Genomic DNA, 15578 nt, shown 5'->3' with positions numbered 1-15578 from the left:
GGCACAGGCTGTCGTTGTCCGACTGAAAGTGTAGATAAATATAACTCCTCCGAAGTTCGCTTCGGAGGATTTTTTTTGGCAATTGTATTCAGTCGGCACAAAAAAAGAGCGGCTCGAAAAGCCGCCCTTTGTAAATATGTCTAGTCCTGCAAAAGAGCAGATCAGTCCTGCTGCTCACGCTCAACTGCGCGCCAGCCGATATCTTTGCGGTAGAACCCGCCCGGCCAGTCGATCTTCTCAACAGCCGCATATGCTTTTTCACGCGCTTGAGAAACAGTCGCCGCCCGCGCTGTGATGTTCAGAACACGGCCACCATTGGACAGCAGTTTCTCATCAGCAACCACGGTGCCGGCATGGAAAATCTCTACGTCTGGATCAGCTGCAGCTTCTACCAGACCTTTAATCTCGCTCAACTTCTCATAGGAACCCGGATAGCCATTGGTCGCCATCACAACAGTGATCGCAGGATCTGTGTGCCATTCCGCATCCACCAGATCCAATGTCCCTTCAGCGCAGCCAAGCAGAATCGGCAGCAGATCGGTCTTCAGGCGCATCATCAGAACCTGACATTCCGGATCGCCAAAGCGCACGTTATACTCAATCAGCTTCGGACCGTCCTTGGTGATCATCAAACCCGCATAAAGCACGCCTTTGAACGGGCAACCCTGCGCTTTCATGTCTGCAATGGTTGGGTGGATGATCTCTCTCATCACCCGGTCCATCATCTCCTCGGTCATCACTGGTGCAGGGGAGTAGGCACCCATACCGCCAGTATTCGGGCCTTCATCACCATCGAATGCTCGTTTGTGATCCTGTGCTGTCGCCAGCGGGAGAGCATTCTTACCGTCTGAGAGAACAAAGAAGCTGGCTTCTTCGCCTTCAAGGAATTCTTCAACAACCACTTCCGCGCCAGCAGCACCGAAGGCACCGTCAAAGCAGCTGTCGATTGCATCGAGTGCTTCCTGCTCGTTCATGGCCATGATGACGCCCTTACCTGCAGCAAGGCCATCTGCTTTCACCACGATCGGAGCGCCTTGCTCACGAATGTAGGACTTGGCAGCCTCGGCATTGTCAAACCGGCCATACGCAGCGGTTGGCACATTTGCGCGGGAGCACATGTCCTTGGTGAAGCCTTTGGACCCTTCCAGCTGCGCAGCAGCAGAAGATGGACCAAATACACGAAGGCCAGCATGGGTAAGACTGTCAGACAGGCCATCAACCAGTGGAGCTTCCGGGCCAATTACAACAAAATTGATGTCGTGGAGGCGGCAGAACTCGATAACACTGCGATGATCAGTCGGGTCCAGTGCAATACACTTGGCAAATTGCTCGATGCCTGCATTGCCCGGGGCAACAAACAGTTCGTTTAGCACCGGAGATTTCGCCAGAGACCATGCCAGCGCATGTTCACGCCCGCCAGAACCGATCAGCAGAATATTCATTGAAGTAGACCCTGAAAATAAGAAGGGAACAGGTTCCCCAGTTGTGCGTCTAGGATGTGATGCAGCCTGTAGCATGAGTATGGCTCACAGTAAACGAACAACAGCTCTGGAGAGACCAAAATGCCCCGTCCATCAGTCGAACTGTTGCTGGTTACACCACTGTTTATGAATGAATTCTTCGAGCTGCTGGCAAAATGGGGAGAGCAAGACACCCTTTCAGAGCCGGTTCGTTCACTGGAAGAAACCGCCCGCAGGTTGCTGGTTGACCCAAGTGCAGGGCAGGCATGGTTGGTCAGGAGCACGGGAAAAAGCCTCGGGTTTGTGCTTGTAAGCTACCGGTACAGTGTCCGGGCCGGTGGCAAAGTCGGGTTCATAGAGCAGGTGGCGCTCGCTCCAATGGAAGGGATTGAGCGGCTGTTACCGCCTGTGCTGCAGGCACTGGAGGATGATCTGGCACAAAAGTCGGTCGTTAAGATGGAAGTTTCGCTGAAGAGACCAGAGCGAAAGACCAGAAAACAGTTCTTCGAGGAATTTGGCTTCTTGACGCAAAGTGTTGATCTGTTGGAAAAGACAATTCACTACGAAGAGGAATTTCCTCTCAGCTTTTAAAGCGAACTTGGAACTTGCTGTGTGAAGGGAAACGAACGCAGATAAGCTCCAGACATGACGGTGAGGTGGCAATGTTCAATACCAAAGACACTGGTCCAGTTGCAGATGCAGTAAAGCGTCATTGGGTTGATACGCGCTTGCCGCCAGGCCTTCGCCCCTTTGCTCGCCTTGCCAGGTGGGAGCGGCCAATCGGCTGGTATCTGCTTATGTGGCCGTGTTTGTGGTCTCTGGCCCTTGCATCCAATGCAGCAGGATCTGCCATCCCAAATATCTGGTACGCTGTGCTGATGTTTATCGGCGCAGTGGCAATGCGCGGCGCAGGCTGCACCTACAATGATATCGTTGATAAGGATATTGACGATAAGGTCGAGCGCACACGCTCTCGTCCAATCCCCTCAGGTCAGGTCTCCAGCAAACAAGCCAAAATCTTTATGGCACTGCAAGCACTCGCCGGTTTGGTCGTACTGCTGCAGTTCAACACCTTCACCATCGTCCTGGGCATATCCTCTCTGGCAATTGTTGCTGCCTACCCATTCATGAAACGCATCACCGACTGGCCACAGTTCGTGCTTGGTCTGGCGTTCTCCTGGGGCGCATTGATGGGGTGGGCCGCTGTCTTTGGCAGTCTGTCACTGGCACCGGTGCTGCTGTATTGCGGGGGTATCCTCTGGACAATCGGCTACGACACCATCTACGCCCATCAGGATAAAGAGGACGACGCTTTGGTCGGCGTGCGCTCAACAGCGCGATTGTTTGGCGAAAAAACCCGTCAGGCTCTGGTCATTCTTTATGGCGCAACAGTTGTTCTGTTTGCAGGAGCCTTCATTGCAGCAGGCAGTGGCCCGCTTGCATTTGCCGGATTGGCGCTCGGTGCATTTCACTTGCTGAACCAGATCCGCGTGTTGGACATTGATGATGGCGACCAGTGCCTTCAGCTCTTCAAGTCCAACTCAACCTTCGGCTTGATCTTGTTTATCGGATTGGTGCTGGACGGCCTTGCGGCCTATTACCTTTAAGAGTTTCAGCGCCGCAAAGATGTGAAACGGCGGGAGCTGGCAAATATCTTCTGCAACCGTGTTGGTTTACCTGTTTCGCGGCCAACAAGAAAACGCGGACGTCGTCCAGTCAACGCTCGAAGTTTTCTGCGTGGCAGCGCCTCTCCTTTGGAGCACGTGTTAAGCCCAAGACGCGCCAGTTTGGAGGTGCCATCGCTGTCGATCATGAGAAGCGGCAGTGCCAAAACATCTGACCAGGCTTCCCAATAATCCGCTGTCAGCTCCATATCTGTGCTGGTATAAAGCGGAATGCTCAAAGCATGATCGCGATGCAGCAAAATGACCTGATACTCCAGCTCATCGCTGATCTTGCTGACTGTCGCTCTCGCTCCAACACCAGAGTAAGACCCAAGCGGAACGGTTAAAGTAAGCGGAAGCCCACCCATCTCACGGCGAATAAGCACCTTGTCCGGATCAATGCGAATATCGGATCTGTTAACGCCCGGTGTTTCAAGAAGATCATCAGGAAGGTCCGCCTGCATGCGAAACGGCAGCGATACACTCACACGATTAATGTGGTTGTCGTTGCTCGCAAGGCCCAAAAACTGCGATTTGTAGTTGATCACGGAACTGCCCCTCCCTCCACAGGTGTGGAGGTTTCAATTCATCTTCTTTTCAAACTAGAGGAAAATTACAGGGTAGAATCTGCGTAAGTCCTTAACTCGAATGGTTAAAAAACTCTGATTTTAAAGAGGCTTAGCGAACCTCTTCCGAACTTGCTAAAATTCTAACTATCTTTAAGTGGGCTCACCTATGTGCAAAGTCATGCCCAGCAAGCCGCTGCAATTTCTGCGTACAGCCCCGCGATTATTGGCAGGTGTGCTTGCTCTTAAGACAGGCACGCCCTAAACACGAAGAGCAAGAAAACAGGAGGTCCATGCGAATGTCTGACGCAATTGCCAATTCAAAGCTTGAAGAGCAAGCAGTGAGCTTGGTGGAAGCTGCAAAAGCAGCCGGCGCCGATGCAGCAGACGCAATCGCAGTTACGGGCATGTCATTGTCTGTTTCCGTGCGCGAAGGCAAGGTTGAAAACACCGACCGCGCAGAAGGTAACGACGTGACACTCCGCGTATTTGTCGGCAAGCAGGTTGCCAGCATTTCATCCAATGCGAGTGACGACCCTGCTGAGCTTGCAGCCCGTGCCGTTGAAATGGCAAAGGTCACGCCGGAAGATCCATACGCTGGGCTTGCTGAACCTGAGCGTCTCCTGAAAGACATCCCTCAGTTGGACCTGATAGATCCACGTGAGGTGAATGCCGAGGAGCTGACCAGAACAGCGCTCGACGCTGAAGCTGCGGCTCTTGCGGTTGAAGGCGTTTCCAAATCAGGCGGTGCTGGCGCAAGCTGGGGACTCTCTGGCATCGTACTCGCCACAAGCCACGGATTTGTTGGTGCTTATCAGCGCTCCCGTTCCGGCTTCTCCATGACAGCCATTGCTGGTGAAGGCACCGGCATGGAGCGTGATTACGAATTCGATTCCCGCACCTATTGGGATGATCTGATGTCCGCGGAAGAAGTTGGCCGGATTGCAGCAGAGCGCACCGTGCGCCGCCTCAATCCACGTCAGCTGGAAACCCGCAAGGCGCCAGTGGTTTATGAACCACGCACAGCGCGCTCCCTGCTTGGTCACTTTGCAGGCGCGATCAACGGAGCAGCCATCGCCCGTGGAACCAGCTTCCTGAAAGATAAAATGGGGCAACAGGTCTTCGGGAAAGGTATCACCATCTCCGATGACCCGTTTAAGGCGCGCGGCGGTGGCACAGCTCCGTTTGATGCGGAAGGAACCGGTGCTGAATACCTCAACATGATTGAAGACGGTATTCTGGGCCATTGGTTCCTTGACGGATATGCAGCGCGTGAACTTGGCCTGACCTCAAATGGCCGTGCACGCCGTTCCGGGTCCTCCACCTCTCCAAGCGCAACCAATCTGACGCTTCAGGCGGGTGAGAAAACACCGGAAGAAATCTTAAGAGATATCGGCGAAGGTTTGCTGGTAACGGATTTGATTGGTCACGGTGCAAACGGTGTAACAGGTGACTACTCCCGAGGAGCCTCTGGCTACTGGGTGGAAAATGGCGAAATCGCCTATCCAGTGAGCGAAATCACCATCGCAGGCAACCTCAAGGATATGTTCCTGAACCTGACACCGGCATCTGATCTGGACGAACGATATGCAGTGGCCACGCCAACAGTGGTTATCGAAGGACTGACGATTGCCGGAAGCTAACAAATATAGCGTGCAGGAAGATTTGGAGCTGTTGGTTTCAGCAGCTCTGGAGGGCGGCAAGATCGCCCTTTCTTATTTTGGGAACTCACCAAAAAACTGGACCAAAGAAGGCGACTCGCCTGTCTCTGTCGCTGACATCGAAGTTGATCAGTTTCTGGCCTCTAAATTGCGCGAAGCACGCCCCGACTATGGCTGGCTCTCGGAAGAAACCGAAGACGATCTGGTCCGTAAAGACTATGAGACAGTGTTTATCATCGACCCGATTGATGGAACTCGTGCGTTTTTGAATGGACGTGATGAGTGGTGCCTGTCGCTGGCAGTGGTCAAAAATGGTCGCCCCACAGCTGGTGTAATTTTTTGCCCGGTGCGTGATGAGCTTTACACCTCCGTAGAGGGAGGAGGCAGCTATCTCAATCAGGAAAAGATTGCGGTTTCAGATCGCCCGTCCGTCACCGGCGCCTACATCGCAGGCCCCGTCAGCTTCCTTGAAAAAGAAGGCGTAAAGAGTGAGCAGATTCGGTTCAGTCCTTATCTGGGCTCACTTGCCTACCGTTTTGCACTGGTTGCCTGTGGGAAATTGGATGCAGGTCTGGCGCGTGCAAGAGCCCGCGATTGGGACCTTGCCGCAGCGGATTTAATCATCAGTGAGGCTGGGGGCCAGTTAGTAGACTTGTCTGGATCGACCCTCTACTACAATAAAACTAGAACAAATCACCCCGGACTAGTGGCATCTTCTGCCAAATTGTTTAAAAGGCTTCAGGGAATATCCGTAGAGGATTAATCCTTATCGGTTTCCGGTCGGACTCTCTGTGAAGAAGGTGAGCGAACACTATGAGTGCTCAAGAAGAAAACCAACAGCTACTTCACCTCGTGTTTGGTGGTGAATTAGAAGATATCAGCAATGTTCGCTTTAAGGATCTTAAGGATCTGGACATTGTAGGCATCTACCCGAACTACGCTGAGGCACACGTCGCGTGGAAAGCAAAGGCGCAAGGTACCGTTGATAACGCATTGATGCGTTACTTTATTGTACACATGCACCGTCTGCTTGATCCGGGCGCAGAAACCAAGTAAGTACTGCGCCTCCCGGGAATTCTGCCCGAACTCAAATGGGCTTGTGAAATGTTGAAAAAACTAGGCAAACACCCGCTTGTCATGAAGCTTGCGGGCACTGCCATGGCGTATTATCTGCTCTTTGTCTACAAGAGCAGTAAACTCACCATTGATCCTCCAGAGGTCTATGAGGAACATGAGGAGGGTGCACCATTCATCGCGTCCATGTGGCACGGTCAGCATTTCATGTTGCCCTTTGCTTGTCCCAAACATTGGGATATTCGAGTTATGATTTCCCGTAGTGCTGATGGCGAAATGCAAGCGATTTGCGCATCAAAACTGGGGCTGGGTACAATCCGGGCCGCTGGTGCGCAGCGCTCCAGCCAAGTCAAAAAACGTGGGGGCATGCGCGGTTTTATTGAAGCTCTGCGCGTGCTCAAAGAAGGCGGCACAGTCTCCATGACTGCAGACGTGCCCAAAGGCCCTGCACGTAAGGCGGGTAAAGGCATCGTACAGCTGGCCAAGCACTCCGGTCGGCCAATCCTGCCCGTAGCAATGGCAACCAGCCGCCATTATGACCTTGATACTTGGGATAAGGCATCCATCAATTTGCCGTTCAGCCATATTGGGTTATGCTTTGGTAAACCTATTCCGGTGCCGGCTGACGCAAGCGATGAACAGGTCGAGGAAATTCGTCAGCGTCTGGAAAACAGCATGAACGAAATAACTGACAAAGCTTACGCAATCGCCAAATCAGGCAAATAACAAACACTGGCAGAACTGGGTCCCATGAGTTCAGTGATCTTCAGAGTCTATCAAGGTCTTGGCCGTCTGGCCGCGCCGCTCCTTGTTGGCTTGTATAAATTGCGCGCCCGCCAGGGCAAAGAAGATCAGAACCGCAAAGGGGAACGGTTTGGTGTCGCCTCGAAAGAGCGGCCATCTGGAAACCTGATCTGGATCCACGCAGCAAGTGTAGGGGAGGCCAACGCCGTCCTGCCACTTGCAAAGCAAGTCGTCGACGGTGGTTCCAAAGTACTGCTCACAACAGCGACACTGACATCTGCGCAGGTGGTTGAAGCCTCTGCGCCAGAGGGCGTGATCCATCAGTTTGTTCCTTACGATACGCGCGGCAACATCAAGAGATTTCTGAACCACTGGTCACCTTGTCTGGCAATCACAGTTGAATCAGAAATCTGGCCGGCAACATTCCATGAGTTGGAAAAGCGGCAAATCCCACTGATCATCGTCAATGGACGCATGTCAGAAGGCTCCTTTTCAAATTGGAACCGCGTTCCCTCCTTTGCTCATTCAGTCTTTGGAACCGTTGATTGCGTGCTCGCCCAGTCAGATGATGATGCGGCCCGGTTCAAGCAACTGGGAGCAATCCGCGTCAAACCTACGGGCAATATCAAGTTTGACGGCAATATTCCTGAGTGTGATCCGGTAGAACTCGCTGACTTCAAAGATCAGCTCGAAGGTCGCCCACGATGGCTTGCAGCCAGCACGCACCCAGAAGAAGAAGTTGAAGTTGCCAAGGCTCATCAAGAGCTCAAGCACAAGTTTGATCGCTTGCTGACGATTATCGTTCCAAGGCATCCGGTCCGGGCACAGGAAATCCGCGAAGAGCTGGAGCAGATGGGCCTTGTGTGCACGCAGCGCTCACGGGGCGAAGCCATTACCAATGCGACCGATATCTATATAGCTGACACGCTCGGCGAGCTTGGCTTGTTCTATCGTGTTGCGCCGATTGTGTTTATGGGCGGTTCCCTGAGGCCAATCGGTGGGCATAACCTCCTTGAACCGGCTCAAGTGGGCTGCGCCATCCTATCTGGTGTACATACTCAAAATTTCGCATGGATCTATCGCCACTTCTCAAAGGAAGAAGGCGTTCTTCTGGTACACAACACCAGTGAGTTGGCCGATCAGATCGAAAACCTGCTTCATAACCCAGCGGAAGTTCAAACGCGTGCTGACACAGCAAAAGCGTTGGTCGAATCTGGACGGGGTGCTCTGGCAGCGACCCAGCTTGAGCTGCAGCAGTATCTGCCAGTGAAGCAACCAGCAGCAGGGAAGGAGTAGAAGATGAACGCTCCTGACTTTTGGTGGACGAAAAACGGAACCTGGCAAGCCAAACTCTTGAGCCCTTTGGGCGCGCTCTACGGCTACATGGCGACACGTCGTTTCAGGTACAATCCCAGATACAAAGCCCGTCAACCTGTCATTTGCATTGGCAACTTCACAGCAGGCGGTACCGGTAAAACACCATTCGCGCTGGCGTTGAATGCTCTGTTGAAAGAGGCTGGCCACAAACCCGGTTTTCTTCTGCGTGGCTACGGAGGTTCGATTAAAGGACCGCTGCTCGTAGAGCCGTCAAAATATGCCGCCGCAGAAGTTGGCGATGAAGCGATGTTATTGGCACGCCGTGGCCCAACAGTGATCTCTGCTGATCGCACAGCCGGTGCCAAGCTTCTGGAAGAACAGGATATTTCTGTCATCATTATGGATGATGGATTCCAGAACCCGTCTTTGCATAAGGACTTCTCCATCGTTCTTCTGGATGCGAAGACCGGTATTGGCAATGCTAGATGTATTCCGGCGGGTCCATTGAGAATGCCGTTCAAGAAACAGCTGCAGCGGGTTGGCCTGCTGATGGTTGTGGGTGAGGGCGATGCGAGTATCGATCAGCAAAAGACTGCACGCCAGGCTGGGATCGATTTGATGCACGCTGCAATCCGCCCTGTGTCCGCAGATGCCTTAGACGGGGAGCGCGTGCTTGCATTTGCAGGAATTGGTCGTCCTGAAAAGCTATATGCCAGCCTGCGGGAGGCGGGAGCTGAGGTCGTTGAGACCATGTCCTTCCCGGATCATCATTACTTCACGAAAGACGACGCGCGCCTGATACTGCGTGAAGCTGAAACGCAGGACTTGCTACCAATCACGACCACAAAAGATTACGTGCGTTTGGATGGCCGCGAAGAGCAATCTATTGCGCGGCTAGCAAAATTGGCAAGCGTGCTGGAAGTGGAGATGAAAATCGCTGAACCAGACGCCCTCATCGAGCGCCTGAAACCTGTGTTGGACTGCGAAAAGCCTTAGGCTTGTAGGCCATTGCTTTCATAGGCTTTAAGGGCAGCATCTGCATCAATGTACGCTTCCTGACGAGATACACTCCAGTACTTGAGTTCTTCAAGCATGATCGTTTTGCCAGTGATCGCACACTTCACAAAGTTACCGGGTGCTTTCACCTGATAATCACCATCCAGAAATTGGATACGTGCTTCTGTTGGAACGCGTGGCTGTTCAAAACGGTTCATTATTTCAGCATCCAAAGTTGTTGCGTTTTTCCTTTCTTACCGCTCAAACCTTAAAAAGGCCAGCGGTAAGAACATGCATCTTATGCAAATAAATCTGGCAGCATTTATGCAGTTGCCAGTTTTTCCTTGCGGATTTTCTCAATCGTTCGCCAGCAAACATATTGGGCCAGAAAGGCGAAAACAACACCGCCGATGGCTTGTCCTGCCAGAACACCGTTTGCCTGATAGAAGTACGCACCGGCAATGGTGAACGGGATAGTCCCAAGAGTTGCTCTGCCCCAGTTAAACAGCATGGAGTAGATTGGGAAGCCCAGATTGTTGAAGACTGCATTGGTGACAAACAAAGCAGCATTGAACAGGAAACCAGCTGCCGCAAATGTGCAGAAGAAGAAGACCAGCGATGCACTGTCGCCCTCAGCATTGAAGAACTGCACCAATGGTTCCTGCAACACAAACAGCAAACCCCAGGCTGACAGCGTATAAACCACGATCAGTAAAAGAGAATCTTTCACAACCTTGCTAAGCCGGTCGAATTCCATGGCCCCAAAATTCTGGCCAATAATAGGACCAACTGCACCGGAAAGAGCGAACAGCGCACCGAAAGCAACAGGAATAATCCGGCCAACAATCGCAAAGCCTGCAACTGCTCCATCGCCAAACTGAGCCATTTCCGCAATAATCCAGGCATTGCCTGCTGGTGTTGCAATGTTGGTCAACATGGCTGGTGTCGCCACTTTGAACAGATCGACCGTATCGCTGACAGTCTTCGAGATCTCAGGCTTGCCGAGCATGTTGTGCTTGATGATCAGGATATAAAGGCCAACACCAACCATCACCAGACGAGAAACAACAGAAGCGATTGCAGCACCAGTGATGCCCATATCAAACCCGAAAATGAGGATCGGATCTAAAATGGCTGTCACAAAGCCGCTGGATAAGGTCACAAACATCGCGCCACGTGCATCGCCCACGGATCTCAACAGTGCAGAAAGTACCATCGCACCAACGAGGAACGGCATGGAAGGCACGACGATGTAAAGGAAGAGCAACGTAAAATCGAGCGTACGCCCAGACGCCCCGAGCAACATCGCCAGATCATCCAGAAACGCCAGACTACCAGCCACGACAGCGAGTGATATCAGTGTTGATATTATAAGCGACATGCTCACAAGGCGGTGTGCGCCTTTCACATCACCTTGCCCGATACGCCGGGCAACGGAAGCACTGGCGGCAATGGAAAGTCCAATGCCAATGGCAGAGTTGAAAAACATGATGGTTCCGGCATAGCCAATTGCCGCCGCAAGTTCTTCAATACCCAACTGTGCGATGTAAAAAAGGTTTGCAAAATCAACGAGAAAAATAGCAATCAATCCGACTGAGCCGGTGGATGTCATCACCAGAACATGGCGCATAGTCGAGCCATAGGTGAATTTTGCATCCCGTGTGCCGGATGAAGTTGGTCTGGACATAAAAACTCACTTTTGGCGATTCTGATAGCAATCGCAAGAGAGGGCCTCAATGACCCTGCAATCGTGTATCTTTCCGCTGGAACAGTGTTTCAGCATCTTCTTCAGCTCGGTTTGTAGGCTTTGGAGACGAATAATCTTGTCTTCCACCTCAGTCAGGTGAGCCCGTGCAATCTCGTCTGCACCCTCGCAGTCATCCTCCGGGTGTTCCTTAAGCAGCATAAGGCTCTCGATCATTTCCAAAGAGAAACCGAGATCACGGCCATGACGGATGAAAGAAAGTCGGTTCAGGTGGTCTTCGCCATAACGACGCTGACCGCCCTCAGTGCGCGGAGGTTCCGGAAGCAGCTTTTTTTGCTCGTAAAAACGAATAGTCTGGACTTTAACGCCAGCCTTCTTCGCAAGATCACCGATTGAGTATTCACCAGCCATATCGAACCATACGGATTAATGTGGTCTCTGCGAGAAAGCAGTGCCGCAGATCACGAAATGTTGAAATGAGAGCGCACCACGCCCACGCAATAAATGTGCTCCAAATCAACCAGCGTCAAGAGCAGTGCTCTGATAACATGATTTAATCAGTCAGGTTTTTCTGATTTACTTTCATCGCGTGGCGTGCGCTGGTGCAACTTGTCAGAGCCAGCAAGATCACCACCGGCAAGCTGCATTGTCAGGCGTTCATCGTCTCGTTTGCGAACATCATCTTCGACTTCGTCAATACGGTCTGACGGCAAACCAAGAAACTCAAGCGCTTTCCGACCAAAGGTCAGACTGGACTCAAAAGTCTCACGGATCTGATAGTCAACGCCAAGACGGGTGAGATCAAGCGCATGAGCTCGGTCCGTGGCTCGGCAATAAAGGGCTGCATTGGGGAACGCGGATCTGATCTGTAAAATTGCCTGCTTCATGACGCGGTCATCCTCAATGCAGAGAGCAATCAAGGTTGCATTCTCACCACCAGCTGCCTTGAGCACGTCGGGCCGCGTCGCATCCCCGTAATAAACCCTGTAGCCATATTGGCGAGCATAGTTGATCCGGTCCGGCTTGTTGTCGAGAGCTGTGACGGAAATCCCTTCTGAAGTCAGCATCTGCGCAACCATCATACCAAAACGCCCAAATCCAACGATTAGTACGCTCGGGCATGCATCCTCAAAGGTCTCTATTTTGTTGGTGGTATCGCCATGTTTCTTCATCCGCTCCGCAACAAAATCCAGACCTACCGCACCAAGCGGAGTGAGCAGCATCGTCAAAATAACAATAGCGCTGAGGATATTCGCAGATTCCTCTGGCAAGATCGCCGCAGCAGTTGCCGTTGAAAACAGCACAAAGGCAAACTCCCCGCCTTGTGGTAGAGTAACTGCCACGCGCAGAGCATCAGAGTTGGAAGAGCCAAACAAACGCGACAGGCCCCAGAGCAGAACACCCTTGGTGAGCATCAGCAACACGACCGCAGAAACGACACGCTGCCAGTTTGCGACAATCAGATCAAGTTCGAGAGCCATCCCCACAGTCATGAAGAACAGACCCATGAGCATAGTACGGAAAGGCTCAATATCTGCTTCCAGCGTATGTCGGTAACTAGATTCCGCCAGCATCACGCCAGAGAGGAAAGCCCCCAATGCCATGGAGAGGCCAACAAGGCTCATCAAACCTGCACTGCCCAGAGCAACCAGCAGTGCTGCAGCAATCATCAACTCACGAGCGCCTGAAGCCGTCAAAAGCTTGAAGAGGGGAGAAAGTAGGAAGCGGCCCGCAAAGATCACAAAGCCAACAGCAGCGACAACTGTGATAACCTGCATAGCAATGGAAGCTTCTTCCACATCCGCTTCAGCAGGGGCTAAAATGCTGACCATGGCAAGCAGAGGCACGATAGCCATGTCCTGCAGCAGCAAGATGCCGAAGGCCCGTTGGCCATACTTGGTGCTCAGGTGTCCGCGCTCTTGCAGCATTTGCAAGGCAAAGGCCGTGGATGACAAAGCAAGACCAAGCCCGGCGATCAGGGCAACCTGCCAGGACAGGCCAAACACCATAGCGCCTAAAGTCAGTATCAAACCCGAGATTACAACCTGCGCTGTCCCAAGCCCGAATATGTCTCGCCGCATGGTCCATAATCGGGCTGGCTCCAATTCCAGCCCAATCACAAACAACAGCAAAACGACCCCAAGCTCCGCGAAGCCCAGTATGCGCTCAGGTTCATTGAAAAAGCCGATGCCATAGGGGCCAATCGCCATTCCTGCTGCGAGGAAACCGACCACAGCACCAAGGCCAAGCCGTTTGGTGATGGGCACAGCGATAACTGCAGCGGAAAGAACCACAATGGTTTCGATAAAGAACGGGGGAACGTGAGCTTCTGCCATTGGCATCCTAAAAAGCGGAATTCAAACTATTAAAACAGACATTTCTGATTTCAGTCGATTTTGAGGGGAATACCTTAATTCTATCTAAGAGAAAATGTAGTTTTCCGTATAAAGCTAGTCTGAAGATGGCTTGTGTGGTGAAGTTTTTTCAGAATTCTCTGATTGTTCTTTCTCTGCCTTCTTTTCGGCCTCCGCAAGGCGGCGTGCAGGTTCGTTCAGGGCAGTTGATTCTGATTTCGGTTTCATCAAAGGTTTTACTGGCACATCGGGCAGCTTGAATTGCTTGTAACCCGCATACAGGCCACCCACCTGCTGCAACGCCAAAAGCTCAGCATCTCTGCGCCGCACATCTGCAAGAATTTCATAGGTGCGGTCTTCATCCTCACCCAACTCCTCCAGTATTTCCCGCCCGAACTGTAATGCCGACTCCAGGGTCTCACGCAGCTGATAGTCTGCGCCCGCTGTCACAAGTTGAATAGCGTGACGACGATCATGCGCGCGGGCGAAGATTTTGGCGAGTGGGAACTGTGTTTTCGTCATGCGCACAATCTGGCTCGTTGTTTCGGCCCGTTCGGTACAAACCGCAATCACACTGGCATTTTCCGCCCCTGCTGCCCGCAAAACATTCAGTCGTCGCCCATCTCCGTAGTAAATCCGGTAGCCAAACCGAGAGGCTTCCCGGATATGCTGTGCGTCTGTATCCAGAACAGTCACGGTTGAGCCCTGCGCAATCAACATCTGGGAAGCCAGTTGTCCAAAACGCCCAAATCCTATCACCAGCACATTGGTGCGGCCTCCCTCTGTATTGGGTATATCCGGTTTCACGGGCTCAGGCCTCAGCTTCACGCCAAACCATTGCGAGAGCCAAACGCTCAGCAGAGTAAACGCCATGGTGAAAGAGATGATTGCGGAGAGCAGGCTGCTCTGATGCGGGTTCAGCAAATCAACGGCGACGGATGCTGAGAAGATGACAAACCCAAACTCTCCAGCCTGAGCCAGCAAACCACCAATCTGCAAACTGTTTTCTGGTGTGTGGCCAGACAGGCGGGTGACAGAAAAAATGCTCAGACACTTCACGACCATCAAACCAAAACTGCAGGCAAGCACTATCACCCAGTTCTGATAGACAAAGTTGAGGTCAATAGACATGCCGACCGTGATGAAGAAGAACCCGAGCAACAAGCCGCGAAAAGGCTCCAGATCAGCCTCAAGCTCATGCCGGAAAGAACTTTCTGCCAGCATCACACCCGCAATAAACGCGCCCAATGCACTCGAAAGACCCACCGCTTTCATCAGCGTTGCTGCGCCAAGCACTGTGAGCAATGCAGAGGCTGTCATCATCTCGCGAGCACCAATACGGGCAAACAGCCGAAACAACGGGGTGAGCAGATAGCGGCCAACAGCAACCAATAGAAGCACGGTCGAAGCCATAATCAGCGCCGTCTCCCAACCTGGCCGTTGGCCCGTATCGATAGGAACAGGCGCCACAATCGCCATCAGCGCGAGAATGGGAACAATCATCATGTCCTGAAACAGCAAGATTGCGATAGATGTTTGCCCCATCGGCGTTGTGCGATCACCGCGATCTTGCAAAATACGCAAGGAAAGAGCCGTTGATGAAAGCGCGAGCGAAAGGCCAATAATGAGAGATTTTTGCCAGGTCAGTCCTGCAAAATAGATAGCAAGCCCAATAAGAAGCGCGGAAAATCCTACTTGAGCTGACCCTGAGCCAAAAATCTCCTTACGCAAAGACCAAAGACGGCCCGGATTCAGCTCAAGCCCGATCAGAAACAGCAGCATGACCACGCCAAGCTCACCAATGGGCCGCAGCTCATCAGGAGCGCTAAAGGGACTGCCAAGATACTGCCCAATGCCCCACGGCCCTAAAATAACGCCCGCTATCAAATAGCCGACGATGGTTCCAACCCGGATCAATTTGGCAAACGGCACCACCAGAATCGCCATGCTTAGAAACAGCATGATGTCTGTCACAAAATCCAGTTGGTGGAGTGTGATCATGAAAGGGTGCGGCTCATTATTATTTTTGAAAGAAGC

Annotated in this window: 15 protein-coding genes; 8 read left to right on the top strand and 7 right to left on the bottom strand. The window is 52.3% G+C overall.

Annotated elements, in window-relative coordinates:
• Nucleotides 1–161: 161 nt before the first annotated feature.
• On the bottom strand, nucleotides 162–1442 hold the full coding sequence (gene purD, locus DHN43_RS04810; protein ID WP_063302444.1) for a phosphoribosylamine--glycine ligase: 1281 nt from the start codon (nucleotides 1440–1442) through the stop codon (nucleotides 162–164).
• A gap of 120 nt (nucleotides 1443–1562) precedes the next feature.
• Between purD and DHN43_RS04805 the strand changes: the two genes are divergently transcribed.
• Both DHN43_RS04805 and ubiA read left to right on the top strand, forming a co-directional pair.
• Complete coding sequence (locus DHN43_RS04805; protein ID WP_063317837.1) at nucleotides 1563–2051, top strand: hypothetical protein; 489 nt, start codon at nucleotides 1563–1565, stop codon at nucleotides 2049–2051.
• A 71-nt stretch (nucleotides 2052–2122) separates the two neighbouring features.
• Entirely contained in the window at nucleotides 2123–3067 is a 945-nt protein-coding gene (ubiA, locus tag DHN43_RS04800) for a 4-hydroxybenzoate octaprenyltransferase (protein ID WP_108817874.1), read from the top strand.
• 5 nt (nucleotides 3068–3072) lie between these two features.
• Here the strand turns inward: ubiA and DHN43_RS04795 are convergent, their stop codons facing one another.
• Nucleotides 3073–3672, bottom strand: a complete 600-nt coding sequence (locus tag DHN43_RS04795) for a DUF6101 family protein (protein ID WP_108817873.1) — start codon at nucleotides 3670–3672, stop codon at nucleotides 3073–3075.
• A gap of 317 nt (nucleotides 3673–3989) precedes the next feature.
• On the opposite strand from DHN43_RS04795, the gene DHN43_RS04790 reads away from it, so the two are divergent.
• Genes DHN43_RS04790 through lpxK form a run of 6 tightly spaced genes read left to right on the top strand, consistent with a single transcriptional unit; the run spans nucleotide 3990 to nucleotide 9482 of the window.
• Nucleotides 3990–5333: a TldD/PmbA family protein gene (locus tag DHN43_RS04790; protein ID WP_063298799.1), complete on the top strand. Its 1344-nt coding sequence runs from the start codon at nucleotides 3990–3992 to the stop codon at nucleotides 5331–5333.
• On the top strand, nucleotides 5320–6114 hold the full coding sequence (locus tag DHN43_RS04785; RefSeq protein ID WP_063295492.1) for a 3'(2'),5'-bisphosphate nucleotidase CysQ: 795 nt from the start codon (nucleotides 5320–5322) through the stop codon (nucleotides 6112–6114). Before DHN43_RS04790 ends, DHN43_RS04785 begins: the two co-directional genes overlap by 14 nt.
• Before the next feature lie 50 nt (nucleotides 6115–6164).
• Nucleotides 6165–6407, top strand: a complete 243-nt coding sequence (locus tag DHN43_RS04780) for a DUF4170 domain-containing protein (RefSeq protein ID WP_057462263.1) — start codon at nucleotides 6165–6167, stop codon at nucleotides 6405–6407.
• Nucleotides 6408–6455: 48 nt separating this feature from the next.
• Nucleotides 6456–7151 (top strand): lysophospholipid acyltransferase family protein, encoded by a 696-nt coding sequence (locus DHN43_RS04775; protein ID WP_108817872.1) that lies wholly within the window; start codon nucleotides 6456–6458, stop codon nucleotides 7149–7151.
• A gap of 24 nt (nucleotides 7152–7175) precedes the next feature.
• Entirely contained in the window at nucleotides 7176–8465 is a 1290-nt protein-coding gene (locus DHN43_RS04770) for a 3-deoxy-D-manno-octulosonic acid transferase (protein WP_108817871.1), read from the top strand.
• A gap of 3 nt (nucleotides 8466–8468) precedes the next feature.
• Nucleotides 8469–9482 (top strand): tetraacyldisaccharide 4'-kinase, encoded by a 1014-nt coding sequence (lpxK, locus tag DHN43_RS04765; RefSeq protein WP_108817870.1) that lies wholly within the window; start codon nucleotides 8469–8471, stop codon nucleotides 9480–9482.
• Here lpxK and DHN43_RS04760 read toward each other — a convergent pair.
• From DHN43_RS04760 to DHN43_RS04740, 5 genes are all read right to left on the bottom strand, one after another.
• Nucleotides 9479–9700, bottom strand: coding sequence for a DUF2093 domain-containing protein (locus tag DHN43_RS04760; protein ID WP_108817869.1), 222 nt, complete (start codon nucleotides 9698–9700; stop codon nucleotides 9479–9481). The two genes, lpxK and DHN43_RS04760, sit on opposite strands and share 4 nt — an antisense overlap.
• A gap of 104 nt (nucleotides 9701–9804) precedes the next feature.
• On the bottom strand, nucleotides 9805–11169 hold the full coding sequence (locus tag DHN43_RS04755) for an MATE family efflux transporter (protein ID WP_108817868.1): 1365 nt from the start codon (nucleotides 11167–11169) through the stop codon (nucleotides 9805–9807).
• Nucleotides 11170–11175: 6 nt separating this feature from the next.
• Nucleotides 11176–11598 carry a MerR family transcriptional regulator gene (locus DHN43_RS04750; RefSeq protein WP_108817867.1) on the bottom strand — a complete coding sequence of 141 codons (423 nt, stop codon included), beginning with the start codon at nucleotides 11596–11598 and terminating at the stop codon, nucleotides 11176–11178.
• A gap of 146 nt (nucleotides 11599–11744) precedes the next feature.
• Nucleotides 11745–13523, bottom strand: coding sequence for a monovalent cation:proton antiporter-2 (CPA2) family protein (locus DHN43_RS04745; RefSeq protein WP_057462270.1), 1779 nt, complete (start codon nucleotides 13521–13523; stop codon nucleotides 11745–11747).
• Nucleotides 13524–13637: 114 nt separating this feature from the next.
• Nucleotides 13638–15542 (bottom strand): monovalent cation:proton antiporter-2 (CPA2) family protein, encoded by a 1905-nt coding sequence (locus tag DHN43_RS04740; protein WP_108817865.1) that lies wholly within the window; start codon nucleotides 15540–15542, stop codon nucleotides 13638–13640.
• Nucleotides 15543–15578: the final 36 nt, after the last annotated feature.

The organism is Pseudovibrio sp. Alg231-02 (assembly GCF_900143565.1).
GTDB lineage: Bacteria > Pseudomonadota > Alphaproteobacteria > Rhizobiales > Stappiaceae > Pseudovibrio.
The sequence above is the reverse complement of the archived record's forward strand: the minus strand, read 5'-3'. Positions and strand labels throughout refer to the sequence as shown.

Coding starts and splice junctions, on each gene's coding strand:
- DHN43_RS04780 (WP_057462263.1), top strand. CDS start 6,165: ATGAGTGCTCAAGAAGAAAACCAACAGCTACTTCACCTCGTGTTTGGT.
- DHN43_RS04770 (WP_108817871.1), top strand. CDS start 7,176: ATGAGTTCAGTGATCTTCAGAGTCTATCAAGGTCTTGGCCGTCTGGCC.
- DHN43_RS04745 (WP_057462270.1), bottom strand. CDS start 13,523: ATGGCAGAAGCTCACGTTCCCCCGTTCTTTATCGAAACCATTGTGGTT.
- lpxK (WP_108817870.1), top strand. CDS start 8,469: ATGAACGCTCCTGACTTTTGGTGGACGAAAAACGGAACCTGGCAAGCC.
- DHN43_RS04740 (WP_108817865.1), bottom strand. CDS start 15,542: ATGATCACACTCCACCAACTGGATTTTGTGACAGACATCATGCTGTTT.
- DHN43_RS04755 (WP_108817868.1), bottom strand. CDS start 11,169: ATGTCCAGACCAACTTCATCCGGCACACGGGATGCAAAATTCACCTAT.
- purD (WP_063302444.1), bottom strand. CDS start 1,442: ATGAATATTCTGCTGATCGGTTCTGGCGGGCGTGAACATGCGCTGGCA.
- DHN43_RS04775 (WP_108817872.1), top strand. CDS start 6,456: ATGTTGAAAAAACTAGGCAAACACCCGCTTGTCATGAAGCTTGCGGGC.
- DHN43_RS04750 (WP_108817867.1), bottom strand. CDS start 11,598: ATGGCTGGTGAATACTCAATCGGTGATCTTGCGAAGAAGGCTGGCGTT.
- ubiA (WP_108817874.1), top strand. CDS start 2,123: ATGTTCAATACCAAAGACACTGGTCCAGTTGCAGATGCAGTAAAGCGT.
- DHN43_RS04805 (WP_063317837.1), top strand. CDS start 1,563: ATGCCCCGTCCATCAGTCGAACTGTTGCTGGTTACACCACTGTTTATG.
- DHN43_RS04790 (WP_063298799.1), top strand. CDS start 3,990: ATGTCTGACGCAATTGCCAATTCAAAGCTTGAAGAGCAAGCAGTGAGC.
- DHN43_RS04760 (WP_108817869.1), bottom strand. CDS start 9,700: ATGAACCGTTTTGAACAGCCACGCGTTCCAACAGAAGCACGTATCCAA.